This is a genomic window from Terriglobia bacterium, assembly GCA_020073085.1.
GTDB lineage: Bacteria > Acidobacteriota > Terriglobia > JAIQFV01 > JAIQFV01 > JAIQFV01.
The window spans coordinates 294981-321075 of the sequence record JAIQFV010000003.1; the positions used below are offsets into that span (position 1 = coordinate 294981).

Genomic DNA, 26095 nt, shown 5'->3' on the forward strand with positions numbered 1-26095 from the left:
CAGAGGAGGGAACCCAGCCATGGTCAAAAAATGGTGGATCGTTCTGGTGGTGGCCGTCGTCGTGGTGGGGGCCATTCTGGCCGCGCCCTTCCTGATCAATGTGAATGTCTACCGGGGCGTGATCGAGGCCCAGTTGAACAAGGCAATCAACCGCAAGGTCACCCTGAACGACTTAAGGCTGTCCCTTTTTCCGGTCGCCATTGAAACCAAGGATGTTCGTATTAGTGACGACCCTGCTTTCCGGAGTGATGATTTTGTCACGATTGAAAGCTTCCGGCTGCACCTCGATTTGTGGCCACTCCTGCGACGCCATATCCAAGTCAATTCCCTCGAAATGACTGCGCCCGTCGTTTGGATGGCCAAGAATTCACGCGGGGAATGGAATTTCTCCACGCTGGGGAAAGCCGAGGTTACGGCTCCTCCCCCAACGGCGGCGAGCATGGGGGGTCCAGCCACCCCCGCCAATCTCAATTCCTTCGATATTTCGAATCTATCCGTGAAAAACGGAAGGGTGGTGATCCTCGATCAGTCCCGCCCAGGCGAGACGGAAAGTTATGATGTGCTTGAATTGACCGCCCGGAATATTTCAGCCCGCTCCGCGTTCCCATTCTCCTTGACCGTGAGCGACACCAAAGAAAAAGAGCCCGTTCATCTCGAGGGTGAAGCCGGCCCTCTCAACCTTAACAACATGGCGAATTCCCCCGCCAAGGGCACCATTGAGGCAAAAACCCTCCATTCCGGCAAAATCGAACTTGAGAATCTGAAAGGGCAGTTCATGTTTTCGCAAGGGACCTTGAAGGTCGACCCCTTGGATTTTGACATTTACTCCGGCCATGAAAGTGGGGCGATGACCGTCAACCTTCTTCAGGCCCGGCCTTCGCTCGAACTCACCAGCCATCTGAACAAAATTGATGCCAACCGGTTTCTCTCGAGCAACAGTTCGGCCAAGAACATGTTCTACGGCTTGGTGAGCGGCGATCTCACGATGCGGTTGAGCGGCGAGAATGAAGCGGAGGTGCTGCGTGGGCTGGTTGGAAAAGCGGGTCTGGAGGTGCAGGAGGGGAAACTGGCCCATGTCAGCATCGGTCACCAGGTGGCTCTCCTGGCGAAACTGGCGGGTGTTAACTTTGCGGAGGGAGAGACTCCGATCAATAAATTGACCGGCCATTTCGAGATTGCGGACAACTGGGCACGAACCAGCGACCTTCAGATTGAGATTCCCGACCTCAGCCTGTTGTGTCAGGGAGGGTTCAACTTTGAGAGTGACATGAAGTTCGACGTTCTGGCAACTTTTTCACCCGGGGCCAGTCAGAAGATACAGTCTCAAAATCCTATCGGCGGCTTGTTGTCCGCTCTTTTGCTGGACCAGAACAAGCAGGCTTTGGTCCCTTTTCAGGTGACCGGCACGTTTCAAACTCCGCATTTCAAGCTGGACACCCAAAGACTCCTCTCGTTGAAGACCGGCAAGACCAACAGCCCGTCCAACATCGAGAGTACCATCCAGTCCATCCAGGGTCTGTTCAAGAAGAAGAAAAAATGAAAAGGATACGCAGCGGCGCAGGGTCAGAGTGAGGGCGTGCCCACGGGGAGCTTTGAAGGCCCCGGCGTCTCCTCTTCCTTCCTGGAGACTTTGCCACGCCCCGAATAACCTTCTGGCATTCAAATGCGTCGCTGGCACTGCGGGCAATAATGGGTGCTGCGGCTGGAGACCACGGTGTGTTGGATGATCCCGGAACAGCCCCGCCGTAAACATTTTTCTCCCGTACGACCGTATGCCCGGTGTGTCAACTGAAATTCCCCCAGAATATTGGTGGCCCCCACAAAATCGGAGATTGATGAGCCTCCGAGGTCAATCGCTTTATTCAGGGTCTTAACAAGCACCGTGAAATACTTGAGTAGGCGCTGCTTCGGGAGCCGATGTATTCTCTGCCTGGGATGAATGCGTGCCGCGAACAAGCTTTCGTCGGCGTAGATGTTGCCCACCCCCACCAACAGGTGCTGGTTCAGCAGCGCGGCCTTAATCATCCCGCGGCGTTTCCAAAAGATTGCAAGGAACTCTCCGGCAGAGATTTTCAACGGGTCGGACGCTGGGAGGAGGGGAGTCGGTCGATCCGGCTCGTCGGATCGTTCCGCACTGTAGGACGCCACTCCCCGCTGGCGAAGGACCCTTGTTTTCTGGGATCGAAAAATGGGCCGCCAGTCCTTGACGAACAGCATCCTGCCGAACTGCCGGGAATCGCGAAAGCATAATCGCAGTCCGGGAGGATCGAGCCAAAAAATCGCATGCGTGTGGCGATCAGGTTCATTTCCGAGGAGCAGTTGGCCCGTCATCCCCAGGCGGATGACCAGGAACCGCTCTTCTCCGTGGCGAGTCTCCAACTGAAGGATGACCGACTTTCCGTGACGGAAGATATCGCTGATCCGGGATGCCAGATATCGCTCGGTCGGTTCCTCCAGTTGTGGCCGGAAATACCGGGCCTGCGGGAATTCAATCGAACGAATCCTGGAGTTCAAGATATGGGAGCGCAAACCGCGTACGATAGTTTCCGCCTCGGGTAGTTCCGGCATCAGGGTATGACCTCGCCAGTTCCTTTGATTGCTACCGCCGGATTGACTTGGACCCTTCCCTGTAATGGCCAAAAAGGCGCCACGCTTCTCCCGGCGATCTGAAACCTTATCCTATCTTTTTCATTTGTCAAACTCGACCGAGATACCTACAATTCAATGTCTGGAGAGAAGGCCCGCTCCGGCTCGACAGAAGGTGATCGAGAACATGAGTTTTGCGGAGGGTTCGCGTCCGCCAGGGCGCGGAAATCAGGAATTTCATGAAGCAGGTTAAAATTTTCATCCTGGGCATTGTCGTCATCCTGGTGGGGTTCGGGTGGTATTTTTCCCAAAAGCATGTATCGCAAGACGAGCCCGCTGAAGTGGGGAAGTCAGCTCCCGACTTCACGTTGAAGAATGCCGCTGGTCAGAGCGTGCGCCTTTCTGACTATCGCGGCAAGTTCGTTGTGTTGAATTTCTGGGGAACGTGGTGTCCTCCGTGTGTGGAGGAAGCCCCTTTTTTGGAGCAGTTGAACCAGCGCTTTGTGGCAACCACCCCCCAGAGGATTACGGTTCTCACGGTAAGTGTCGATTCGGATTGGGACCCGGTCAACAAGTTTTCGCAGGAGCACAACCTTTCCTTCCCCATCCTGCTCGACACTCACCAGTCGGTCCCTCACCAGTATGGGACTTTTAAATATCCGGAGACGTATATTATTGATCCTTCGGGCATCGTACGTGGTAAGATCATAGGCGCTTATAACTGGATGGCTCCCGAAGCCCTGCAATATTTCGATTCTCTGTTGCGTTCCTAGCGGTAGTTCTCCTTGGTCTCTCTGTTCCATTGGATGGGAAATAAAGATTCCAGCAGGGCCAACCTTTTCTTGAGTTTATGTATCCCACAGGGTAGGGAGACAGAAGAAACAGCAAAGTAGTCTGGTACCACCAACCAAAAAGGAAGAAGCCATGAAAACAACCACTCAAGGAATTCGACAGTGGATCGTATTCTTCATGGGTCTCGGGGCCCTGTTGACCATCCTGCCTGAAATCGTTTCGGGTCAGCCTTACATTTCAACCAAGGGCGGTTTGATCAATGTGATTGAGGGTCGCGTGGATGTCCACAATGCCCGAGATATGCGGTGGGAGAAAGCCCGGCCCTTGTTACAACTCCGTCGGGGCGATGAGGTAAGAGTTCGTGAAAACAGCCGCGTTGAAATGCTGCTCAATCCGGGTTCATTTGCGCGCTTAGGACCGGAGTCCACAGTGCGGCTGGTCAATGATCGCCTGACTGAGCTTTCCCTCGACCTGGTGTCCGGCTCAATGGAGGTGGAGGCGGGTAATGTCAAGTCCATCGGCCATATTGACGTATCCGTATTCGGCCACTTGTTTAACATCAGGAAAGACGGCGTTTATCGTTTTGATGTGAATGAACCGGGATCAGCAACGGCGCGGGTTTTTCGAGGGGAGATGGTGACGGTGTCCGCCAACGGGAAGACGACTCGAATGAAGAAGTCCTCCGCGGCCACCCTTACCAGCGCCAAAGGCGACGTGGCCTTTGTTCACTTCGACACCAAACAGATGGACAGCCTGAGTGAATGGGGCGCCTTTAGGGCGGGACAATTGGCCCAATCCAATCGCGGCGTGATCCGATCCTTGTCGCAAGGATACTATCCGGGGAGTTATTACGGTTCCTATGGTCTCAGCCCCTACGGCTGGGGCTGCGGATGGTTTTATGACCCGTTCTTTGGTTACTACACTTACATGCCGTGTCGCAACGACTTCTTCTCCTCATACGGCGGCGGATTCCTTTTTTCACCGATTGTTGTCGTTTCGAACGGTGGCCATCGCGGAATTGGCACAAGCCGCAGCGAAGGATTCTCGAGGGGCCATGAATCCATCGGTTCGGGCGGCGGGTTTTCACCCGCTCCTTCGCCCTCTGTGGGACCTTCGGCAGTGGGTTCTTCGTCGGCCGGGTCATCGCGCTCTGAGGGGGGCGCGCATTCACCTACCCCGGTTCGCCATTGAACCAGTACGGGTGACCCTGTAATCTTGTGGTGCGACGTGCCCGCTCGAAGTACGAAAAACATTGAATCCCCACGAAGTTTGTGGGGATTTTTTGTGGGTGAGACTTCTTGGTGTTCTTGACTCCCTGTGAAAGTGCCCGCTAGAATGATCGGGCGAGGGTTTGAGTTTGAGGTCTCCAGGGGCGTTCAGGGGATCCAATTCCGACGGTCCAATGCTCAAATTGACGGATACCTTAACCGGGAAGCTTCAAGAATTCCAGCCTTTGGAAGGAAACCACGTCCGCATGTACGCCTGCGGCCCGACTGTTTACGATTTTGCCCATATCGGCAACTTCCGAACTTATGTGTACGAAGACATCCTGCGCCGGTGGCTGAAATTTAGAGGCTACCAACTCACCCACGTCATGAACATCACGGACGTCGATGATAAGACGATCCGGGATTCGAAGGCGAAGGAGCCGGCCGAGCTTCGAGCTTATACGGACCGCTATACCCGCTGCTTCTTCGAGGATTGCATGGCCCTTTCCATCGAACGTCCCGATAAGGTGGTGAATGCCACGGACCATATCCCCGACATGGTCCAACTCATCCAAAAGCTGGTTGAAAGCGGTCATGCGTATGAGAAAGACGGTTCATATTACTTTAAGATCTCCACCTACCCCCGGTATGGTCAGCTCGCCAAACTTGACTTCGACGGCATGAAGATGGGGGCCAGTGTGGATGTCGATGAGTATGAGAAGGAGGACGTTCGGGATTTTGCGCTCTGGAAGGCCCCCAAGGATGGTGAACCCTATTGGGAGACGCCCATCGGGAAGGGGCGTCCCGGATGGCATATTGAGTGCTCGGCCATGTCCATGCGCTATCTAGGGGCCACGTTCGACATCCACTGTGGTGCTGTGGACAACATATTTCCACACCACGAAAACGAGATCGCCCAGAGCGAGTCCGCCACCGGGAAACCGTTCGTCCGATTGTGGCTGCACGGGGAGCATTTGATGGTGAACGGTGAGAAGATGTCGAAGTCCAAGGGAAATTTTTTTACGTTGCGGGATTTGCTCGGCAAGGGAGACTCCCCGCGGGCCATCCGCTACACCCTCTCCTCGGTCCCATACCGGAAGCATCTCAACTTTACATCGGAGTCGGTCGAGCAGTCCCAGAGGGCGATCGAGCGGCTGGAAGAGTTCTTGCTGCGCTTTGAAACGGAAACGTTTCCTGAAGGCGTCAATGAGCGCGTGGAGGAAGCCTGCCGCACGGCACGCGACAAGTATGCGGCCGGACTGGATGACGATTTGAACACCGCCGGGGCGCTCGGGGCGGTGTTTGAATTCGTCCGTCAGGGCAATACCGCCCTGGGGGAGGGAAGCCTCGGGAAGGGGAATGTGGCCTCCATTCGTGCCTTGTTCGATGACTTCCAGGCCATTTTCCCTGTCCTGAAGGATCCCACCCGCCAGATTCTCGACTCCCAGATTGAAGGATTGATTGCCGAAAGAAACCAGGCGCGCCGCGAGCGGAATTTCAAAAAGGCCGATGAAATCCGCGATCAATTGCTTGCGCAGGGGATCATTCTGGAAGATACTAGAGCGGGTTTAAGATGGAAGCGAAAAGAATAGTCTTGTTTTCTTCCTCCGGTTTGGCTCGGAATCGCCATCGTCCCCTCGATGTGCGCCCGAATCTCTTTAGCGGCGATTAGCTCGAGCTTCGAATCCCCCCCGATCAATCCCTTGTGAGTGCTTCGTTCGCACGGGAGTCCCTGAATGACAAGTGCCTGAGTGAAGAGGCATCCGCTTTGTGAACTTCCCTGATATCGGAATTTTGGAGGATACTATGGCGACAAAGAGTTTACTTCCCCGGATCAAAACCAGACTCCCGGGCCCCAAGGCGAAAAAAGTCCTTGTGGGAGACCGGAGGTTCGTGTCTCCCTCGTATACACGCCCTTATCCGCTGGTCATGAGGCGTGGTCGCGGCGCCCTGGTGGAGGATGTGGATGGCAACACGTTCCTCGATTTCAGCGCTGGAATCGCGGTCTGTTCAACCGGGCATGCGCATCCTGAGGTTGTGGCCGCGATTCAGAAGCAAGCGGCGGATTTCATCCATATGTCCGGAACTGACTTCTATTACCCCCAGATGGTGGAGTTAGCCCGGAAGCTTGCGGATTCCGTCCCCGGAAAAGCGCCTCGAAAGGTTTACTTCGGGAACTCCGGTGCGGAAGCCATTGAAGCGGCCATGAAGGTGGCCCGTTTTCATACCAAGCGCGACAAGTTCATCGCCTTCTACGGCGCCTTCCACGGCCGCACTTTCGGCGCCTTGTCGCTCACGGCCAGCAAGGTCACGCAGCGCCGGGGTTTCAGCCCACTGGTTCCGGGTGTGACGCATGTTCCCTACGGTTATTGTTACCGCTGTCCCTATAATCTCACGCCGCAAACCTGTTCCATCGATTGCGGAACGTTTCTCCGCGATGTCGTCTTTAAGACCACCGTGCCGCCGGAGGAGGTTGCTGCCATTTTTGTGGAACCGATCCTCGGCGAAGGGGGTTACGTCATTCCCCCGGTCGAGTTTCTCCAGGAGTTGAAATCCATTTGTGAGGACTACGGCATCCTCTTCGTGGCGGATGAGGTGCAAAGTGGGATGGGACGCACCGGCAAGATGTGGGCCATTGACCATTTTGGAATTGAGCCGGACATCCTGTGCACGGCCAAGGGGCTTGCCTCGGGCATGCCCATCGGCGTCATGATCGCCCGGGCTGACCTGATGAACTGGCCCCCGGGCGCTCACGCGTCAACCTTCGGAGGAAATCCTGTCTCCTGTGCTGCAGCGCTGGCCACCATCAAATTGTTGGAAGAGCAGTACACGGAAAATGCGGCGCGAATTGGAAAGTACATTCTGGAAAAGATCTCCGATTGGCCCAGAACTCATCCGCTGGTCGGCGAGGTGCGGGGATTGGGGCTTATGATTGCCATCGAACTGGTGCGCGACAAGATTACTCGCGTCAAGGCGCATGAGGAACGCGATCAGGTGCTCCATGAGGCCTTCAAACGCGGGCTGCTGATCCTCGGGTGTGGGGAGAACGTGGTCCGCCTCATGCCTCCACTCTTGATCAATCAGCGCCAAGCGGATATCGCCGTCGAAATTCTTGAAGAGGTCCTTACCCGCACGGAACGGCGTTGAGCAGGAGAATGTTTTTTGCCAGGAATCCTGGCATGCTGTGCGAAGGCATCCCCCCGCTTCGGTGAAGCATATTGCCCCGGCTGACGGGCCGGTGGGGCGGAGGGACATGTCCACGGCTTGGCAAAGGCTTCTGAAGAGTCTGACGGAGTACTGGAGTTCGGTGCGCGCCGGGTTTTTCCGGGTCGATTCTCCTTTTCCCACTGACCCGCACAGCCCGCTTGCCCTCGGCCGCCGCGGGGAACGGGCGGCCTTCATATTTCTGCAACATCAGGGGTACATGATCGTAGCTCGTAATTTCAGAACGAATCACGGGGAAATTGATTTGGTCGCTTGGGATCGTGGTATACTCTGCTTCGTTGAAGTGAAAACTCGGACCACAACTGAGCACGGACGGCCCGAAGAGGCTGTGACCACCTTCAAACAGAGGCAAATTCTGAACACCTCACTTGATTACCTGCGCCAAGCCAATTTGCACTCCGTGGACATCCGATTTGACATAGTTTCCGTTCAGTTCAATCCGGACGGGTCCCCGCTCTGTGAGCTGACGGCGCGGGCATTCGGACCTCGGATGAATTGAGCTCCGTGAAACTTCCAATCGAAAGGAGCCGCTAGAAAGAAATGCCGGAATTTAGAAAGGATCCCGTAACAGGGCGATGGGTCATTATCGCCACCGAGCGCGCGAAGCGCCCCACCGACTTTGTCCGTGAAGCCGTGGAGATGAAGGGTGGAGACAACTGCCCGTTCTGCCCCGGGAACGAAACCAAAACCCCGCCGGAAGTCCTGGCTTACCGTGCGAATGGAACTGCACCCAACTCCCCCGGATGGAGACTCCGGGTCGTGCCCAACAAATTCCCGGTCCTTGGCATCGAGGGAGAACTCAACAAGCAGGGCGAAGGACTGTTCGACAAGATGAACGGCATCGGAGCACACGAGGTCATCATCGAGACCCCGACCCACGATAAAACCCTCGCGACCATGACGGAAAAGGAAATTGAGGATGTCTTCTGGTCTTTTCGCGATCGAATGCTGGACCTGAAAAAAGACCGCCGATTTCGCTATATCCTGATCTTCAAGAACCATGGGGCGGCGGCCGGCGCCTCGCTCGAACATACTCACTCCCAACTGATTGCCTTGCCGATTGTCCCCAAACGTGTGCGCGAGGAAGTCAACGGCGCGAAGAATTATTTTGAGCTCAAAGAACGATGTGTCTATTGCGACATTATCCGCCAGGAGCGCGAGCATGGGGTGCGAATCATCCTGGAGAATAAGGATTTCGTGATTACCTCTCCTTACGCCCCGCGCTTCCCGTTCGAGGCACATATCCTTCCCAAGGTCCACGATTCCTGCTTCGAGGAAGCGCAAAGCTATGAATACGAAAGCCTCGCGAAGATTACCAAGAACATGATCGCGCGAATGGAAAAGGTCCTGGAGCGACCCGCCTACAACCTCATGATCCACACGTCGCCTTTTGGGGAAGAACGGAATGATTTTTATCACTGGCACATTGAGGTCATGCCGAAACTCACCAAGGTGGCGGGCTTTGAGTGGGGGACCGGTTTCTACATCAATCCCACACCGCCCGAAGAGGCCGCCAAGTTTCTTCGGGAAGCGATGGTGTAATCGAATTTTACGCGGCTCCGGAGTTCGGAGGGGCGGTTGACGGAACTCAATATGCTCTCCGGAGAAATCCCGAAACTCGAAATCAGCAACTTGGCCGCTGAAAACTCCTTTGGAAGCATCACGTATCTTGACAATTTTGAGGGTGCTCACTAGAATGGAAGCGGATCAGAAAACCCAGGATAATTGACTGATTCATGGTTCTTTGAGGTGTGTTGGGCGGGAATAGCTCAGTTGGTAGAGCGCAACCTTGCCAAGGTTGATGTCGCGGGTTCGAATCCCGTTTCCCGCTCCAGATTGCCGTATTGAGTTTAGGCAGGCGACAAGGGAACCGTCGGACTTCTCAGCCTGACATCAACTCCAAAGAGAACTCTTGCGCCTGCCTAATCAGAAAATGGATTCGAAAGAATCCATTTTTTTGTCAGGCGCCCTTCGGTAACCGGCGGCGTAGCCAAGTGGTAAGGCAGAAGTCTGCAAAACTTCTATTCACCCGTTCGATTCGGGTCGCCGCCTCCATTCATGACATTCTTCCATCTCCATGTCCCTTGCCGGGATTCTAACCTGCGCGGGCAGCTCTGCCTTTTGCTCCCGGGCATGGTCACAGGTTCTCAACTGAACCCGGTATTGCCGCATGGCGCATGGGTGTGAAACGAACGCAAGTTGCAGGGTGGAAAGGACAATTATGGACCTCGGAATCTCAGGCAAGCGGGCATTGGTCGCCGCCGCAAGTCATGGGTTAGGCAAGGCCGCAGCCATGGAGTTGGCCAAAGAGGGGGCGCGTCTGGTCATCTGTTCGCGCGATCAATCGGCCATCGAAAGCGCGGCGGAAGAGATTCGTGCCGCAACCAGCATGGAAGTTCTGCCGGTGGTTGCCGACGTCACACAGATTCCTGATATTGAAAGACTGGCCGATCATGCCATGGCCCGCTTCGGCGGGGTGGATATCCTGGTGACTAACGCGGGAGGCCCTCCGGCCACGACTTTTTCCACGACGCCCCCGGATGCCTGGCAAAAGGCATTTGACCTGACCCTGATGAGCGCCATCAATTTGTGTCGAGCCCTCGTCCCTCAGATGCGACAACGACAATGGGGAAGAATCATCTTCATCAGCTCGATCACCGTGAAACAGCCAGCCGGAAACTTGTTATTGTCGAACGTAATTCGCACGGCAATTTCAGGCCTGTCGAAGAGCCTCTCGAATGAGTATGCCGCTGACAACGTCCTGGTCAATTCGGTTCTCCCCGGGTACACGCTCACGGAGCGGATGGCCGAACTCTCCGAAGCACAAGCCAAGACGCGAGGGGTTTCCACGGACCAAGTCATCGCCGAGTGGGTCCAACAGATTCCCATGCGTCGCCTGGGAAAGCCCGAAGAATTAGCAGCTTTGATTGCGTTTCTGGCCTCCGAGCGCGCGAGTTACATTACCGGCGCGGCAATCCAGGTCGATGGCGGATTCATAAAGGGGATCTACTGAACCGGTCTTCCACACCTCTCCCTGCATTCCCGCAGGTTTGAATAGCTTCCGTTTTCAGGCCCATTCCTCGGCCTCTCTATAGATACTCCTGCCGAATAAGCGGTTAAAGCCCTTGACTTGGATGGCCAAAGGGAGTCAAATGAGACGAGTCACAGGGAAGGACCTTTCGCCGATGGATTTCAGGCTCTGCGGGGTTCCCAGCTTCCGGTGATCCAATTCTCGCTTTCCCCGATGGTTGTCAACACATTGTCGAATCCCCCGTCCAAGAAAGGCAACTTCCTCAAGATCTGTCGAAGGCGGCACCCGGGGTTTAAAATTCCGCTTTCGAGACGCTCAAGTCCTCCGTTGGCGGCAGTTGGAGCGGGGGAGAGAGTCACCTTTAGCCCCATCTAACGAGGGGCGGTTCCCGTAAAGTTCCGTTGTAAGGAAAGCAAGTTCTTTAAGTCATACTATCCATCATTGTGGTCGGCCGAGTTGCCGAGGAGAGAGTCATCCTGGCAATTCGGTTTTTTTTTGCGGAATAAGGAGGCAATTATGTTTAATCCGATCCAGGTTTCAACAAAAAGGGCCGAACGATCCGGAAAAGAGAGAAGATCCGGGACGAGGTTACCCCTGATGCTCATCACGGTCGTGGCACTGCTCGTTCTCCTTTGGGGGAGCCCCCAGGCATTCCTCATTGCGGGAACTGATGTTTGGACGAGCAACGGCCCCGAAGGCGGATGGATTTATGCCTTAGCGACTGATCCAACCAACCCGAATACGGTTTACGCCGGGTCGTACGGTGGAAGTGTCTTCAAGAGCACCAATGGGGGCGCCACATGGACCACCGTGAACTCAGGACTGTCATATTCAGGAATATCCTGTCCCGTTCACGAGCTCCTGGTCGATCCGACCACCCCCACGACTTTATATTTAGGTTCGTACGGTGGAGGAGTATTTAAGAGCACGGACGGGGGTTTGAGCTGGGTGGCGACAACCCCTCCCAGCCTCGACACATTTATCACGGGGTTGGTTCTCGATCCGTCCTCGCCGAACAAGATTTTTGCAGTCAACAAATTCTCCGTCCTGAAGAGTACCGATGGAGGTTTGACGTGGAGCGCCAAAACGAGCGGCCTCCCTTCCAATCCTTGGCCCAGCGATCTTGCCCTCGACCCCCACAGCCCAAGTAACCTTTACGTCGGGACAAATCAGGGAGTTTACAAGAGCACTGATGCCGGGGAAACCTGGACTGCGGCGAACCAGGGGTTGAACAGTCTCAATATATTTGCAGTGGCAGTGGATCCCAATGCCACCGGAACTCTTTATGCTGCGACTTATGTCATCGATGGCAGTATTGGGACTCTTTTCAAGAGCATCGATGGGGGAGCCAACTGGGTTCCCGCGGGCTTGTCATCCTCTGGTCCTATCTACTCCATAACAATTTCCTCGGACGAAGTGTATGTAGCGACCGGCTCTGGCGTCTACAAGCACTCGACGGGAGGTTCAGACTGGGACCATGTCAGCACCGACTTCGTTAACACTTTGGCTGTGGACTCCGCAGGATCCATCTATGCTGCAACACAGAGCCTGGGAGTTATGAAGAGCACCAATCATGGGAAGAACTGGAACTACATGAATTCCAATCTGTACGGTCACAGCATCACCGGCATCGCAACCGACAATCTTGGAAAACCTTATGCAGTTACCCGTACCAACGGCACATTCAAAGGATCGGACGATGGCAGCTGGTCCCATCTGAGTAACTCCCCCCCATTCAATGGCGCCTTGGTCTCGGTTCATCCGGTTCTTCCCGCCGTCGTGTATGTCGGCGGTGACCGCATTTATAAAAGTACAGATGCGGGATTGACCTGGAATTCTTCAAGTAGCGGCCTACCGTCCACCAACATTTCCTGCCTGGCGATAGACCACGCAAATCCCAGCGTGCTTTTTGCCGGAACGACCTCGGCGGGAGCATTCAAGAGTGTAAATGACGGATCCACCTGGAGCCCTGCGAATACGGGCCTGCCGAACAATAGCTACATCAGAAGTGTGGCTGTGGATCCAACCAACCATAACATTGCTTATCTCAGTACGAACGCCTTTGCCCTTTACAAGAGCAGCGACGGCGGAGCAACCTGGAATGCGATGACCTATAGTAAGCTTTATGTGGTGATTACGATCGTCATCGACCCGACCTCATCCAGTACCCTCTATATCGGGGGGCATGGCGGATTGGAGAAATCGATCGACAGCGGTGTCAGCTGGAGCAAAATCACAACAGGCTTGACCGACGATTATATGGCGTCCTTGGTGATTGACCCGATGGTCCCCTCCACGCTCTATGTCGGGACATACGGAGGCGTGTTCAAAAGCACCAATGGCGGGACCTCATGGACAGCGATGAGTGCGGGACTCGCCAACCTGCAAGTCAATGGACTGGCCCTCGATCCCATGAACCCGGGGACAGTTTATGCCGCGACTCAGTCCGGTGTTTTCAAGTTCTCTTCCACCACGGGACCTCATGCCCAAGTCGCTTTATCGCTTCCCGGCGGCGGTGCTGTTTCGTCGATTACAGGGGGCAATGGCGCCCTGCAGCATGCCGGATATGCCGCCCTGACCGTCAACAGTGGGACAGATCCCTACGGGACGGCTGTCTTCAGTTTTGTACAGAATGGGACCGTGGTCAGTGAAGTCGGTGTCCCGGCATCGCCGCCAACGAGAAATGCACGCTTCTTCATCGATTATCGGACAAATGTCCCAGGCAAATCCGACGTCGAGAACGCCGGGGTTCTCAACATCAATACTGGATTCGCCGCCGTGAACCAGGGGGCGGCAACGGCCAGCCTGACTCTTACTCTCCGGGATCCCAACGGGCAAACTTTGACGGCGGGCAGCCTGACCGTGGAACCTCATTCACATGTCGCTAAATTCATCGATCAGCTGGGACTGAATCTGCCTTCCGGCTTTACGTCCGGTTCGTTGGAGGTGGCCAGCAATCTCCCGGTCTCAATTCTGGCCCTTCGGTTAACCACTAACCAGCGGGGTGAAACTTTGCTGACAACAACACCCATCGCTGATTTGACACAGCCCGCGCCTGTCGGATCGCTTTTCTTCCCACAAATGGCCGATGGAGGCGGGTACCGTACGACGATCATGCTGTTAAACACCTCAGGCAACACGGTGAGTGGCAAGATCAATTTCTATGATGACGGCGGACTACCGAGGGAGGTTCACCTCACGACCGGCCCTTCCGGTTCCAGGATCCCCTATACGATACCTCCGGGAGGAGTTTATGTGGGGGTGACGGATGGGTCCAACCCGGTTGTCGGGGCGGGGTCAGTGCAGGTCATTCCAGACGCAGGAAGCTCCACGCCCATTGGGTCAGGACTCTTCAGTCTCACTCAAAACGGGAATCTGGTCACGGAATCCGGCGTTCCTTCGGCGGCACCGACAACCCATGCGCGCGTTTACGTCGACACATCCACAAGTCACAATACCGGATTTGCAATCGCGGCTCCTGACACCACAGGGTTCCATGTCACGCTAAGAGCATATCAACTGGATGGAGTCAATGGGGCCGGTACCGGCCCCGCAGATCTGCTCCTGGTCAGTTTAGGGCACGCGGCCCAGTTCGTTGGACAATTGATCGCAGGATTGCCGGATGGGTTCACGGGGGTCCTGGATATTTCGGCACCTTCACCATTCGTCGCGTTGACTCTAAGGTCATTCACTAACTCCCGGAGTGATTTCCTGTTAACGACCTTTCCCATTGCAGATATGACCAAGCCGGCGCCCGCACCGCTCATCTTTCCTCAGATTGTCGATGGAGGGGGATATCAGACGCAGTTTATACTCTTGAATTCCAGCGGGGCCGGTTCAAGTACCACACTCAACTTCTACGGGGATAACGGGACACCGCTTCCCGTGGGAAGGTAGGACGACTCAAGGACACGATAGGGTTCAGTGACGCTTTACCGCAACAAGGGCGCCTTAGGGCATGCCACGCTCAGGGCGGGAGGGAGGATGTAGAGTCACGTCTTGTGGGAGTACAACTTACGCCTTTGAATAGGCGACGACCTCTTCCGCCACCTCTTGCTTTGACTGGCTGTATGAGGCGTAGGAAGTAAACCCTTCCCAGAGGCGTACTTCACTTACCGGAAACCCCTTGGAGGCGGCGAATTCATAGATCAGTCGCGCCAGACTTTCGGCGGTCGGGTTCGTGTTGAGGAGAAACATGGGCTCCTGTAATTCGCCCAGAACCTTCACCAGCGGGTCGTCCTTGTGCAGCACCATCTTGTGATCGATGTTCTCGTCGATCCAGCCTTGAACGATCCGCTTGATCTCTCCAAAGTCAACCACCATGTGCCGTTCGTCCAGACTGGGAAGCGTCAACTCCACTTCCACCTTGGAGTTGTGTCCATGCGGATGCATACAGATGCCCTGATAGTTCAAAAGCCGATGACCGTAACAGAAGCGAAGCTCTTTCGTGACCTTGTACATGGATCCAACCCTCCAAGTGGTTGCTCTTTGAGAACGAAGCCTGAGATTAGAAGTCGGAGGTCAGAAGTCGGAAGCCGGAGACCAGAGGCCAGAAGCCAGAGGCCAGAAGCCGGAAACCAGACATAGGACGTATTTCAATTTCGTCGGAAGTCTTGAGAAAAGCAAAACTGTCTATTCCATTCTCTGTTGGTCATCTGACGTCGCATCTCCGGCTTCTGGCCTCTGGCTTCTTCCGACCTCTGACTTCTGCCGTCTGACCTCTGTTTTCCTGGCACCTGGAACCTCCCTCACGCTATCAGCCGGCCCCCGTCCACACTGATCATTGCGCCGGTAATGAAATCGGAGCCCTCCACCAGAAACATAACCGTCGAAGCAATGTCCTTCGGCGACCCTATCCGTTTGAGCGGCGTGGCCTTGATCACCTTTTGCGTCTCTTCTTCCGTAAAATCGGGGGGAAGCAGAATCGGGCCCGGCGCGATGCAGTTCACCTGGACATTGGGCGCGAGGGATTTCGCCAGACCCCGGGTCATAGAGATCACCCCTCCCTTGGAAATGCAGTAGGGGAGATAATCCGCATATGGGCGCACCCCGGCCCAATCCGCAAAATTAATGATTTTGCCGCGGCCTTGCTTCAGCATCTGTTGTCCTGCAAACTTGGCGCAAAAAAACGAGCCTTTCAGATTGATATCCAGGTGACTGTCCCAATCACGTTCAGTAACTTTTTCAAGGGGAGTCTTCTCATAGATCGCTGCACTGTTGACTAGAACGTCAATCGCCCCAAAGTGACTCACAATCGACTGCATCATGCCCTCGATTTGGGCCACGTGAGATATGTCGCACTGGATGGCCAGACCCCGGACACCGTGAGCTTCGATCTCTTTGACCGTCTGGGTGGCGGCTTCAGCGGAGCGGTTGTAATTGACCACCACGTGTGCGCCGCGTTCTGCGAGCGCCAGGGCGATGACACGGCCGACTCGAAGCGCGCCCCCGGTGACCAGGGCTGTCTTGCCACGAAGTTCCATTCTCTTCATCCCCGAAGGTGTGGCGTTAATCTAGCGGAACTTTCGATGGTAGACGAAAGGCCGGAGGCGCGCAAGTATGAATTCGAGGAGGGGGATGTAGCCAGAACTCACAGCACAAATTTCGTATCCGGAAGTTTGCCGACGGCGCGGTAGATGCCTTCGACTTCGTTCATCTCTGTGCAAAAAATGTCGAAGCGATACGAAACGTACCGCCCGCCGCTGGAACTCCTTTGGAACTGCCGCTTGATCTGGGCTGTTTGAACGACCCCTTCAATCGCCCCCAGCAGCTGGGAGTAATAGCGGTGGCCGGAACTGCCGACAAAGCGAAACGAGATGAGATTCGGCAGTTCGAGGCATCGCTCCACCACCTCCGGATTCTTGAATACCGACGGCTCGCTCATGACCTTTATATTTATAAGATATTTTCCGGGAGTTGGCAAATCCTCTTGAAGTGCCGCACATCATTTTGATTCGAGGATCGACGCGGAAAGGATATTTGCCACTTTGGCCCGCAATTCCGTGACATTACCTTTCCCGTTGGGATGAACGCGATTGGTCAAAAGAATGAGAAACGTGTTGGTGGATGGGTCGATCCAGAGATCCGTGCCGGTGAACCCGGTGTGCCCGAATGAATTCGCAGGGAACATATCCCCGCGGTTGCTGGAATAAGAGGAGGCAATGTCCCAGCCCACTCCCCGAGCAATGCGTGGCTCCAAGGGTACATTCCGTGCAAGTGCTGCAGGGACCTGGTTGGACGTCATGGTTTTCACCCCGAGCGGGCTCAAGATGTGTCTCCCTCCAAATTGACCGAGGTTCAGGATCATCTGGCAATAGATCGAGAGGTCGTCGGCCGTCGAAAACAGCCCGGCGTGGCCTGCCACGCCGCCCATTCTCCAGGCCGTGGGATCATGGACCTCACCCTGGATGATCTGATCGCCGGGGTCACTCGCATCCTTGCCACCCAGGTAGGCTTCTGTAGCGGCGCGTTTCTCGGTAGGCGCCGCCCGGAGGCGGTGTGAAGCATCAGGCTTGAAACCGGTGTCGCGCATTCCAAGCGGTACAAAAATATGCTGGAGGGCGAACATGTCGAGCGACGATCCTGACAGCTTATGCACCAGTTCTCCCAGGGCGATGTAATTGAGGTCGCTGTAGACGAATTTTGTTCCCGGCGGAGACTGAAGTGTTTCGGTTTTAAGCCGCCGGAGGGCCTCCTCGTAACCCGACCACTTCTCGGAGAGGTTGAAATCGGGCTTAAGTCCCGAGAAGTGTGTAAAGAGCTGGCGAATCGTAATCTTGCTCTTGTCGGCGGCGTCCCAGGTGGGCGTGGTTGAAGGGACCGCTGGAGCCTGAGATGCCGTCGCGGATTGAGGAGAGGGAGCCTTCGGTTCCATCTCTTTTGCCGGGGCTGCAAATTCCGGCAGGTATTTTGATACCGGATCATCCAGCCGGTAAGCCCCCTGTTCCAACAGAATCATGAGGGAAGTCGCCGTGGCCACCACCTTAGTGATTGAGGCCATGTCGAAGACCGTCGACAACTCCATGGGCCTGATTTCGGGTTCAACGGAGCGATTCCCATAGGCCTTCCGAAAAACGATCTTTCCCTTATGCCCGATGAGAACGACGGCCCCCGGTGCGTTGTGATGCTCGATGGCTTCTTTGACGACCGCATCGATTTTCGCCAGCCGCTCACTCGACATTCCTACGGTCTCGGGCTTGATCACGGACAGTCTGGGCGCGCTCGTCGTTGCCGGCGAAGTGGAGACTGAAGCTGGTTTCTTCGCTGAGGTCTTCTTTGAGCTGCTAGTGGGTCCGGGAGATTGAGCCTGAGCCAAGAGCGGCACGAGACAAAGGCCAAGGATAACGGAGGCGGCAAGACGCCGAATCCTTAACCAGGGGTTACTTTGATATGATAATGACATGGGGATGTGAATCCTCTTGAGTTGAAATGCTCCGTAAAACTATCATCGCCTCGGAGGAGAGTCAACCCAGGCCGCACGATTCTGCGACTGCCACCAAACGAACCCCGGTCGGCACATCTTTTCTTTTTGCATTTTCCGGCAGTCGCTCTCGCTATCAGTTGTCCAGTCCTTTCACTCGAGATATAGTACTAGCTCAGCTATGATCCTCCGTACTACGTACCTACAGTTAAGAAATGTGAAGATTTTACCCCTTCATTATTAAATGTGCTTGGGGGGGTGTGCAATGCCAACGGAACTTAGTTTTGTTAACCTCGAAGATGCACTCATAATCCGAACAGCGCGAAAGCCGTCGCTCATTGGCGTCATGCTGTCTGTTGCAGGCACTGGAGGCTTTGTGCTGATCGTTGCCTTCCATTTTGTGAATAAGCTGGAACTATCCGGCCTAACGCTCTTGGCTGCAATCCTTGCTTTCTTGTTTGCAAGACGAAAAAGGAATGTCGAACTGCGAATAACTCGGCTCGAATTCGCGTCGCAGGGACGAGTTGGGGACAACTTTGGCTCGAATCGGAGGGTACCCACTGCTGATATCCAATGGCTTGAGTACCAGGACGACACCAGCGGTCCTGCAACTTCTCATCATCCGGGGGGAATATATGCCGTGCTCGCACGTCGCAGTATCTGCCTTCTCCCTGATGTAGACAAACAGCAGACTGCCTTAATTCTTCAACGCATTAATGACAGATTTCCGGAGTTCAAAAGAGAGTGGGCAAAGAAGTCCGTCTTCGGGCAGCATTTTACTTCTCTTGGCCTTAATGAGCCCAAGTAGTTCACTAGCAAACGACGAGATGGCGAATCAACAATGATCGGGCTTCAGATTTTCATAATTGTCAATTTCGATGAGATGTTGAATCTTGATCGGCCGAGCGACCTCTTCCACAGCAGAATGAAAATTGAAATAATCTGACTCTGCGCTTGCTTGGACCTAGCAAAAGCCCTGCGAGCTTCACCAATTCCGCTCTACCCCGCAGCGGTTACGTTCTGCAGCCCAGGGTTGCGCTCTCGGCTACCCTGGGGGAGAGTACGCTTCGATTGACATCCGACCCTGAAGGGGTCGCAGAAGATCGCTGGATTCCGGAACTCCTTCGGAGTTCTGCAAGCGGCGACAAAATGGATTTTCATCCAGGGTGGCCGAAAGCGCAACCCTGGGCTATTGGAGATATCCCCTTCGGGGACAGTGAAATTTGCGAGAGCCCCGGTATCTATTGTTTTGCGCTGCATTCGGCATTCCCCTCGCCGTCCATTCACTGTTTATAGTCCCTTGCGGCCTTTGCGCCTTTCACGGCGTCCTTTGGGGTTAGATTGACCTCAGGCGAACAAATGGGCGTCTAATCTTTTCAATTTTCATTTGGCTATGGGCACCACCAACGACCCTACTCCGCTTTAGAACCCTTCCTCCGGACGAAAATGAACTGACTGGCCCTTCCAGGATTGCGAAGATGAGGCTGGGGAAGTACAATCGGGGTCGAAACGGTTCCGACTACAGAGGAGAGCATGGATTTCAAGTCCAAGCGATTGCTATGGGTAAGCATCGGAGGCCTGGTGATGGCGTCCACTCTGGCGTTGATCGGGTGGCGCATGTCGATCTGGAATCGGACAGGCTGGACAGGGATGATTTACATGTTTGACGCCCAACAGTCCAGTTCCCGGATGTCGTTTTGGGGATTCAAGCAAGGTTCCGTGATGGCCATTCATCCGGGAAGCCCCGCCGAGATGGCCGGGATTCAGCGGGGTGATCAGGTGGTAAAGATCGATGGAATTCCCACCCATGATATTCAACAACTGCACCAGCATATGAGCCTGCTGAAAACGGGAGATGTGGTTCGCTTTACCATTCAGCGGGGCAGCGAGCAGCGTGAGTTGCTCCTCTCCATTCGCAGTCCTCTTCAATCCCGGGAAGTGTGGCTTGCGTTGAGCAGCAGCCTGGTAGTCGGGATAACGTTTTTTGGGATTGGATTGCTGGTCTATTGGAAGAAGTTTGACGACCGGCGAGCGTTCGTGTTTTACCTCATGTCCGCGGTCACGGCCGCTTATTTTCTGATGCAGCCGCTGGCACAACTGGACGCGAGTTCGACGCGCGGATTGATGCCCTCCGGTGCGCTGAGCAAAGCGGAATTGATGGTGACGTTGTTCTTTGCTTTCTTCGCATTGGTTGTCGTGCCCCTGCTGTTCCATCTCACCTTGATTTTTCCCCGCCGCCGGCCCATTCTTCATGCCTACCCGAAGATCCTCAGGTGGGTGTATGGGATCCCGGTTGCCGCGGTCACCGGAGTCATCCTGGGAACGATGGCAGTGGCACTGCTCCCGACCAACCGGGCTGCCATCGCAGCCACGATAGTGTTGCCACTGCTTGGAATGGGTGCCCTCATCCGGTTCAGTGGCCTGCGCCGCTGGCGGGTCGAGCCATGGAGGCAACTCTTTTTTTCGGAGCCGGTCGCCGGATTGCTTTTGTGGATTAGTGTGGAGGTTCTGCTGGTGGGGGCAATCGGACTGGGCCTGCGGGTTTCTCATACCTTGTGGCTTAAGACCTCGCTGGGCCTCTTCGTGCCTGTGCTCTCCGGGATACTCCTTGCGATTTATTATATCGTGTTCCTGCCTGTCGCCACCTGTGTCGTTCTGGTGCGAAGCTATCGTGAGAGCGGGCCGGAAGAGAAGAGACAGGTGAAATGGCCCCTGTGGGGGACCCTCACGGCCGTCGCGGGCCATCTGGTTATTTCGCTCGCGGTGGTCATTTTCACGCTGGTGGTGCTTTTGCCCTCGGGCCGGGTCACCAGCTATACGGTCAACGCCTCTGTGGGGATCATTCAGAAGTTGCTCTACTTGTTGATTCCCATCTCTTTCGCGTTTGCGATTCTCAAGCATCGGCTAATGGAGATCGATCTCCTCATTAAGCGGACCGTGAGTTACTCCCTGCTCACAGGATTCGTTCTGGTGCTCTATTTTTCCTTGACAGGCGGAGTGGGATTGTTGCTGCTGAAGTTTGCGCCCATCCGGGGCAAGTGGATGACGGTGGCCTCCACGCTGATCGTCGCGGCGGTTTTTGTGCCGGCGCGCAGCCGCCTGCAACATTTTGTGGACCGGCGCTTTTTCCGCACCCGATATGATTACTCCCAAGCCTTGAGGAACGTCAGCCGCGAAACGTCGGAGAGTACCGAGTTGGCTCCCCTGCTGCGTTCCCTGGCGGAACATCTTCAGCAAGCGCTGCAGAACCGGGCGGTGGTCATATTCTCGCGGGCCTCGGGCGAGCATATTTTTTGGGCGACAGCAAAGATCGGAGTCCCCGACGATGTCCTGGGACGATTGAGATTTGAGGCACAGAGCCGTGTCTTGTCGCTCTTGGAGGAACCCTTCCTCGTCAAGGATAAAGAACTCCCTTTGGAGGAGCTGCACCGGCTGCGCGAGGTGAAGAGCGAGTACATTGTTCCGGTACGCTTGAAGGGGGAACTGCTCGCTTTCCTCAGCCTTGCGGGCAAGCTGTCGGACGCCGCCTACGACCGCGAGGATCGGGAGTTTCTAACCGCAGTGGCGGAGCAAATGGCAGTAGGGGTGTACAACCTGCACCTGCGAAAGCAGACCCAGGAATTCGCCGAGGCGCGGGAAATCCAGCAGGCGCTGCTGCCCAAGGAGACCCCACAACTGTGGGGGTGTGAAATCTCCAGCGCCTGGCAACCCTCGCGCATGGTGGGCGGCGATTATTTCGATGTCTTGAAGTTCAGCGATACCCGGGCAGCTCTCTGCATCGCGGATGTTTCCGGCAAAGGGATGCCGGCCGCGTTGTTGATGTCGAATCTACAGGCCGCCGTCAAGGCGTTTTCAGGTGAATCGGTCGAGCCAAAGGAACTGTGTGGCCGAGTCAATCGCATGATCTGCAGTCATATCGCGCAGGGAAAGTTCATCACCTTCTTCTACGTGTGCGTCGATTCGGAAAAGAAGACCCTCATTTATGTGAATGCGGGCCACAGTGCCCCTCTCCTGTTCCGGGGCGATGGATCGGTCGAACGGATGGAAAAGGGTGGCGCCGTTCTGGGAGTATTCAAGGATTGGAGTTACGAACAGGGGGCGCTCACGCTCCTCCCGGGAGATCGCCTGGTCTTGTTCACCGATGGCATCACGGAAGCTACCAATGATGGAGAACAGGAATTCGGTGAATCAGGATTGGTGGATGCGGTCCGGCCCAATATCCACATGAGCGCCTCCGCCCTGCAACAGAAATTGATGCACACGGTGACGCAGTTCTGCCTTGGAGAATTCCAGGACGACGCCACCTTGCTGGTCCTGGCCGTCCGCGACTGACCTCAAAGCCGTTGGAATACCCCCAACATCATTTTCCGACAGGCAACGGCGATCCGCTCTCGCCAAAGAAGCTCACCGACGCACTCGATGAAGAGCTGCCGGAATTGATCAAAATGATCTGCGTGCTGTAGCCCCCCCCGTCCGCAATCTGTGGAAAAACGACCGGGCTCGGGGCCGGACGCGTCAGATCGGCAGTCGGGAACGTCGTCAGCAAGCCGTCTCCCCGGGCGTTGTTAAGCGACCGCAACGTCAAGGCGGCAAAGGGAGAGCTCGAGGTAATATCCATGACTCCCTGGAATCCGTTCGGCAGACCACTCAGCAATTGATCGGCAAACCGGGCCGTGTGCCCGTTAGCGGGCAAGGAGATACTGGCGGCTTGCGTTGTTCCATCCGCGTTCGTAACACTGACCTGAACCGTTCGAGGCAATCCTGAGGCATCGGCAATAGCCAGTCCCGTATTGTGCCCACCCGATTTATCCACGTAAATGCGGGCCCGGGTGGTCAGCGCCGAAGACGGAATCCCGGATTCGGTGATCAAGTTACCCGCGCTCGTGAAGCCAAAAACCCCCGCGCCAATCGGAGTTACATTTCCGGCGTCCGGAATCACTCGGACCGATCCGGCCCGGATGGCGCTTTGGCTTCCTCCCGTCGTCAAAAGCCGGGCGCCCCGCGGCGGAAGTGTGTAGGAAATGGACGCTGCGGCCTGGCCCCCGTCATTTAACAGGGTGGGCAGAGCGGCCCCGTTGTCATCGAAGGTTTGGATGGTGCCGGTTTCCACGGCTCCGGTGGTGTTCAATAGGAAGAGACTTGTCTGGTAGCCGCCCCCATCGACTATCTGTGGGAACAGGACCATGTCTCGAGGATCGGGCTGGGTCAGATCCGCAATCGGCGTGGTGGTAATGAGGCTTTCTTGACGTTGATTCTCTGTAACTCGCAAGGCCAGCAGTGAGAGGGGCTGGTCGCTGATCAATTCCAACGTGGCGTTCCGGGTGGCGGTGGCAAAGTCCGGGGGCAACACCAGGTCGGGAGCAAACTGATCGATGAATTTGGCGAAATGGCCTTTGGCCGCCAGGGTCGTCGCGCCTTGCCGGATAATGGTCCCGGTCAGATCACGCAGGATCATTTGAATGTGCGCCAGGGCGCTTCCCCGATTGACCGCCGCAACTCCGGTGTTGATATTAATCACATTGGCGTCGCGCTCGCCCGATTTGGCGGGAACATTGGTTCGAAGATCGATGAACACCTCGGCGTGGGTGGTGGGGGGTGATGCAGGCACGCCGGCTTCTGAGATGACCTGCCCGTTTTGAGTGAAGCTGAACACGGCTGTGCCATAAGGTGTCGAACCCGAGTTCACCTCGACCGTGGCATATCCGACAGCGAGCGGGTTGCTCGTCCCTAAGCTCGTGGTGGAACTGGCGGCATTGCCGCCGAGGCTGAGATTCACCTGGCTTTGCCCCCCGCCGGTGGAAGTACCCGACGTGCCTACAAAGGTGACGTTCTTTTGTGTCTCCAAGACGGCCGAGAGCAATCCCAAATTGATGCCCGGAATCTGGATTCGATTGACTGCGTACCCCCACAAGGACAGCGTCCCGATTGGGGGGAGTGGAGGCGTGCTTGCGGTGAGCGGCAGCGCGAGTGTAACAAACGGCGGCACGGTGAACTGTCCCGCACTGATGCGCTCGCTGCAGGTGAAGTCTCCAGTCAGGGTCACGTTACCACTCACATTAATGGAGTTTCCGGAGATATTGACGAACGAGCTGGGATCGCCGCCGCTCCACTTGACGGTCACGCCACTCCCGCGGTCGATGCTGTTACCGATTGCATCGATATTGTCGAAGGTAAGAGGCGGACTGGGAAGCGTGACACTCCCCGTGAACGCAGGCACATCCGCTCCTCCTCCGCCGTTATCCGCTGTAATGGTCCCGGGATTGAGGAACAGTTTGCTGTTATCCGGGGGCAAGCCAGGGATATTAAACGAGGAGCCGATCCCACCGCTATAGGTCCCCGGCGAACTTTTCTTCAACTGCTGGGTGGCCCCTCCAGCATTCTTGAGGTTGATGGCAGGACCGGCATCGAGAAACACGGTGGGATTTGCCGGCGGGGGAGGGGGCGGAGGAGCGGGGATTGGGTTTACTGGAATCACCGTCCGGAAGGTCTGGACCAGGCAGGTTCCGGGGTCGAGGTTGTTCGCTAATGCCCCGAAGGTGAAATCAGACACTCGAACCGTGGTGGGAGCAGGCGCGTCGAACTTAATGAAAATGCCACTCCCGATCTCAGTGCCGATTTCCGTCGTGAAACCGCCCGACGTGTCCCGTTCCGTGGTCCGCAGCAGGTTTATGGATGCGGTTTTGACGGTCCCGGAAAGCGTGACCGTGTCGCCGAAGTCCGCAGTGTTCAAGTCCACGCAGGGACCTCCATCTGATGAAATCGCAATCCAGGCGAAGTTGCTGACGAAGCTCCCGGTTTGCACGGCGACCGGGACCTTACATCCGGTCACTCCATTGGGGACGATGAACCGGATGACATCCCACGCTGCAATCCCCGGCGGGACGGGAAAGCTGGGCAAGCCAGCAGGCAAACCTGGAAACGCGCCCCGGCCGGCTGATAGCACGGTTGCTGGCTGGGTTCCGACGAAGACCCTGATCTGGACGTTAGGCACGTCGGTCGCGCCGCTCTGTGTTTCGTTGCTCGAAATCGCTCCCAGCCCGGTGCCGTTGAGCATCACCGTCTGACCGGACTGGGCAGGCGAGCCGGGCGGGCTCAGGAGGTTGAGCGTCGCGGTTCCATTCCCGGCCACGTTGAAGGCGGCGGCAGATTGTGTACCGGAAAAGTAGTCCAGACTGAAAGCTCCGAAGGCGCTCGCGACCACGGTGATCGGCGCCGCGGCTGTGACTCCGCCGTTGTTCACGGTCACCGTGCCGGTACCGATCGGAGTGTTGGAGGGCAGAATCGCCCCCACTTCGTGGGCCGAGACATACACCATGATGGCGTTCACGGTCGTGCCCCCAATTTGAACCGTCACGGTAACGCCGCCCAGTCCTCCGGTGGTCGGAAGAGGGAAGGATGCCTGCTGCAACGTGCCGGGACCGAGACCCGTTCCTGTGACCGCAAACAGTGCGCCCTGGGCGATGCCATATCCGGGAAAACCGCTGGGAATCCTCCCCGCTGCATTTACTACATCGGTGATCGAAGTCTGAGCGGAGGCGTGTGTGGCCAGCGCGAGTAAGGCGCAGGCCAGTACAATCAAATGTCTTAGCGCTACCCAATTTTTCATGCTACCCTCTCCATTCCTGAATACGCCGCAAACGCCGAATGTCGCGAATCGAGTCACTTTCGACCGACCCGCATCTGGGCCACTAGCGGTCCGCCTCGCATGCAGGGAGTGTCCGAATGTGTGTTGTGGATCAGGCACTTTCGGACACTCTCGTCGATGGGGACGGGAAACCGAATAGAGGTTTCGGCTACGGGTAATCCTGCGTCCGCGGCGATGCCTGGATTCTC

At 55.9% G+C, this 26095-nt stretch carries 17 protein-coding genes and 2 tRNA genes; 13 read left to right on the plus strand and 6 right to left on the minus strand.

What is annotated here, in order from left to right:
* The first annotated feature begins 19 nt into the window (after window positions 1-19).
* The gene (locus tag LAO21_05535; protein MBZ5552163.1) at window positions 20-1540 is read left to right on the plus strand and encodes an AsmA family protein; all 1521 of its coding nucleotides are present in this window, start codon (window positions 20-22) and stop codon (window positions 1538-1540) included.
* A gap of 119 nt (window positions 1541-1659) precedes the next feature.
* Here the strand turns inward: LAO21_05535 and LAO21_05540 are convergent, their stop codons facing one another.
* Entirely contained in the window at window positions 1660-2568 is a 909-nt protein-coding gene (locus LAO21_05540) for a bifunctional DNA-formamidopyrimidine glycosylase/DNA-(apurinic or apyrimidinic site) lyase (protein MBZ5552164.1), read from the minus strand.
* Window positions 2569-2825: 257 nt separating this feature from the next.
* Between LAO21_05540 and LAO21_05545 the strand changes: the two genes are divergently transcribed.
* From LAO21_05545 to LAO21_05590, 10 genes are all read left to right on the plus strand, one after another.
* Window positions 2826-3359, plus strand: a complete 534-nt coding sequence (locus LAO21_05545; protein ID MBZ5552165.1) for a TlpA family protein disulfide reductase — start codon at window positions 2826-2828, stop codon at window positions 3357-3359.
* A gap of 151 nt (window positions 3360-3510) precedes the next feature.
* Window positions 3511-4569 carry a hypothetical protein gene (locus tag LAO21_05550; GenBank protein ID MBZ5552166.1) on the plus strand — a complete coding sequence of 353 codons (1059 nt, stop codon included), beginning with the start codon at window positions 3511-3513 and terminating at the stop codon, window positions 4567-4569.
* Window positions 4570-4780: 211 nt separating this feature from the next.
* Window positions 4781-6178 carry a cysteine--tRNA ligase gene (cysS, locus tag LAO21_05555; GenBank protein ID MBZ5552167.1) on the plus strand — a complete coding sequence of 466 codons (1398 nt, stop codon included), beginning with the start codon at window positions 4781-4783 and terminating at the stop codon, window positions 6176-6178.
* A gap of 214 nt (window positions 6179-6392) precedes the next feature.
* Window positions 6393-7733, plus strand: coding sequence for an acetyl ornithine aminotransferase family protein (locus LAO21_05560; protein ID MBZ5552168.1), 1341 nt, complete (start codon window positions 6393-6395; stop codon window positions 7731-7733).
* A gap of 106 nt (window positions 7734-7839) precedes the next feature.
* Window positions 7840-8310 carry a YraN family protein gene (locus tag LAO21_05565; GenBank protein ID MBZ5552169.1) on the plus strand — a complete coding sequence of 157 codons (471 nt, stop codon included), beginning with the start codon at window positions 7840-7842 and terminating at the stop codon, window positions 8308-8310.
* Between the two features lie 41 nt (window positions 8311-8351).
* A complete protein-coding gene (gene galT / locus LAO21_05570) occupies window positions 8352-9353 on the plus strand; it encodes a galactose-1-phosphate uridylyltransferase (protein ID MBZ5552170.1) in 1002 nt (333 codons plus the stop codon).
* A gap of 216 nt (window positions 9354-9569) precedes the next feature.
* Window positions 9570-9645, plus strand: a tRNA-Gly gene (locus LAO21_05575).
* A gap of 146 nt (window positions 9646-9791) precedes the next feature.
* Window positions 9792-9866: transfer RNA gene (locus tag LAO21_05580), tRNA-Cys, on the plus strand.
* 166 nt (window positions 9867-10032) lie between these two features.
* The gene (locus LAO21_05585) at window positions 10033-10824 is read left to right on the plus strand and encodes an SDR family oxidoreductase (protein ID MBZ5552171.1); all 792 of its coding nucleotides are present in this window, start codon (window positions 10033-10035) and stop codon (window positions 10822-10824) included.
* A gap of 534 nt (window positions 10825-11358) precedes the next feature.
* The gene (locus LAO21_05590; GenBank protein ID MBZ5552172.1) at window positions 11359-14739 is read left to right on the plus strand and encodes a hypothetical protein; all 3381 of its coding nucleotides are present in this window, start codon (window positions 11359-11361) and stop codon (window positions 14737-14739) included.
* A 117-nt stretch (window positions 14740-14856) separates the two neighbouring features.
* On the opposite strand, the gene LAO21_05595 is transcribed toward LAO21_05590, so the two are convergent.
* From LAO21_05595 to LAO21_05610, 4 genes are all read right to left on the minus strand, one after another.
* Window positions 14857-15303: a 6-carboxytetrahydropterin synthase gene (locus LAO21_05595; GenBank protein MBZ5552173.1), complete on the minus strand. Its 447-nt coding sequence runs from the start codon at window positions 15301-15303 to the stop codon at window positions 14857-14859.
* A gap of 287 nt (window positions 15304-15590) precedes the next feature.
* Window positions 15591-16325, minus strand: coding sequence for an SDR family oxidoreductase (locus LAO21_05600; GenBank protein MBZ5552174.1), 735 nt, complete (start codon window positions 16323-16325; stop codon window positions 15591-15593).
* 107 nt (window positions 16326-16432) lie between these two features.
* Complete coding sequence (locus LAO21_05605) at window positions 16433-16726, minus strand: DUF493 domain-containing protein (GenBank protein ID MBZ5552175.1); 294 nt, start codon at window positions 16724-16726, stop codon at window positions 16433-16435.
* Between the two features lie 60 nt (window positions 16727-16786).
* Window positions 16787-18244, minus strand: a complete 1458-nt coding sequence (locus LAO21_05610; GenBank protein ID MBZ5552176.1) for a beta-lactamase family protein — start codon at window positions 18242-18244, stop codon at window positions 16787-16789.
* Window positions 18245-18527: 283 nt separating this feature from the next.
* On the opposite strand from LAO21_05610, the gene LAO21_05615 reads away from it, so the two are divergent.
* Window positions 18528-19070, plus strand: a complete 543-nt coding sequence (locus tag LAO21_05615) for a hypothetical protein (protein ID MBZ5552177.1) — start codon at window positions 18528-18530, stop codon at window positions 19068-19070.
* Between the two features lie 725 nt (window positions 19071-19795).
* A complete protein-coding gene (locus tag LAO21_05620) occupies window positions 19796-22594 on the plus strand; it encodes a SpoIIE family protein phosphatase (protein ID MBZ5552178.1) in 2799 nt (932 codons plus the stop codon).
* 28 nt (window positions 22595-22622) lie between these two features.
* Here the strand turns inward: LAO21_05620 and LAO21_05625 are convergent, their stop codons facing one another.
* Entirely contained in the window at window positions 22623-25868 is a 3246-nt protein-coding gene (locus LAO21_05625; GenBank protein MBZ5552179.1) for a hypothetical protein, read from the minus strand.
* Between the last annotated feature and the right edge of the window lie 227 nt (window positions 25869-26095).

Coding starts and splice junctions, on each gene's coding strand:
- LAO21_05535 (MBZ5552163.1), top strand. CDS start 20: ATGGTCAAAAAATGGTGGATCGTTCTGGTGGTGGCCGTCGTCGTGGTG.
- LAO21_05540 (MBZ5552164.1), bottom strand. CDS start 2,568: ATGCCGGAACTACCCGAGGCGGAAACTATCGTACGCGGTTTGCGCTCC.
- LAO21_05545 (MBZ5552165.1), top strand. CDS start 2,826: ATGAAGCAGGTTAAAATTTTCATCCTGGGCATTGTCGTCATCCTGGTG.
- LAO21_05550 (MBZ5552166.1), top strand. CDS start 3,511: ATGAAAACAACCACTCAAGGAATTCGACAGTGGATCGTATTCTTCATG.
- cysS (MBZ5552167.1), top strand. CDS start 4,781: ATGCTCAAATTGACGGATACCTTAACCGGGAAGCTTCAAGAATTCCAG.
- LAO21_05560 (MBZ5552168.1), top strand. CDS start 6,393: ATGGCGACAAAGAGTTTACTTCCCCGGATCAAAACCAGACTCCCGGGC.
- LAO21_05565 (MBZ5552169.1), top strand. CDS start 7,840: ATGTCCACGGCTTGGCAAAGGCTTCTGAAGAGTCTGACGGAGTACTGG.
- galT (MBZ5552170.1), top strand. CDS start 8,352: ATGCCGGAATTTAGAAAGGATCCCGTAACAGGGCGATGGGTCATTATC.
- LAO21_05585 (MBZ5552171.1), top strand. CDS start 10,033: ATGGACCTCGGAATCTCAGGCAAGCGGGCATTGGTCGCCGCCGCAAGT.
- LAO21_05590 (MBZ5552172.1), top strand. CDS start 11,359: ATGTTTAATCCGATCCAGGTTTCAACAAAAAGGGCCGAACGATCCGGA.
- LAO21_05595 (MBZ5552173.1), bottom strand. CDS start 15,303: ATGTACAAGGTCACGAAAGAGCTTCGCTTCTGTTACGGTCATCGGCTT.
- LAO21_05600 (MBZ5552174.1), bottom strand. CDS start 16,325: ATGGAACTTCGTGGCAAGACAGCCCTGGTCACCGGGGGCGCGCTTCGA.
- LAO21_05605 (MBZ5552175.1), bottom strand. CDS start 16,726: ATGAGCGAGCCGTCGGTATTCAAGAATCCGGAGGTGGTGGAGCGATGC.
- LAO21_05610 (MBZ5552176.1), bottom strand. CDS start 18,244: ATGTCATTATCATATCAAAGTAACCCCTGGTTAAGGATTCGGCGTCTT.
- LAO21_05615 (MBZ5552177.1), top strand. CDS start 18,528: ATGCCAACGGAACTTAGTTTTGTTAACCTCGAAGATGCACTCATAATC.
- LAO21_05620 (MBZ5552178.1), top strand. CDS start 19,796: ATGGATTTCAAGTCCAAGCGATTGCTATGGGTAAGCATCGGAGGCCTG.
- LAO21_05625 (MBZ5552179.1), bottom strand. CDS start 25,868: ATGAAAAATTGGGTAGCGCTAAGACATTTGATTGTACTGGCCTGCGCC.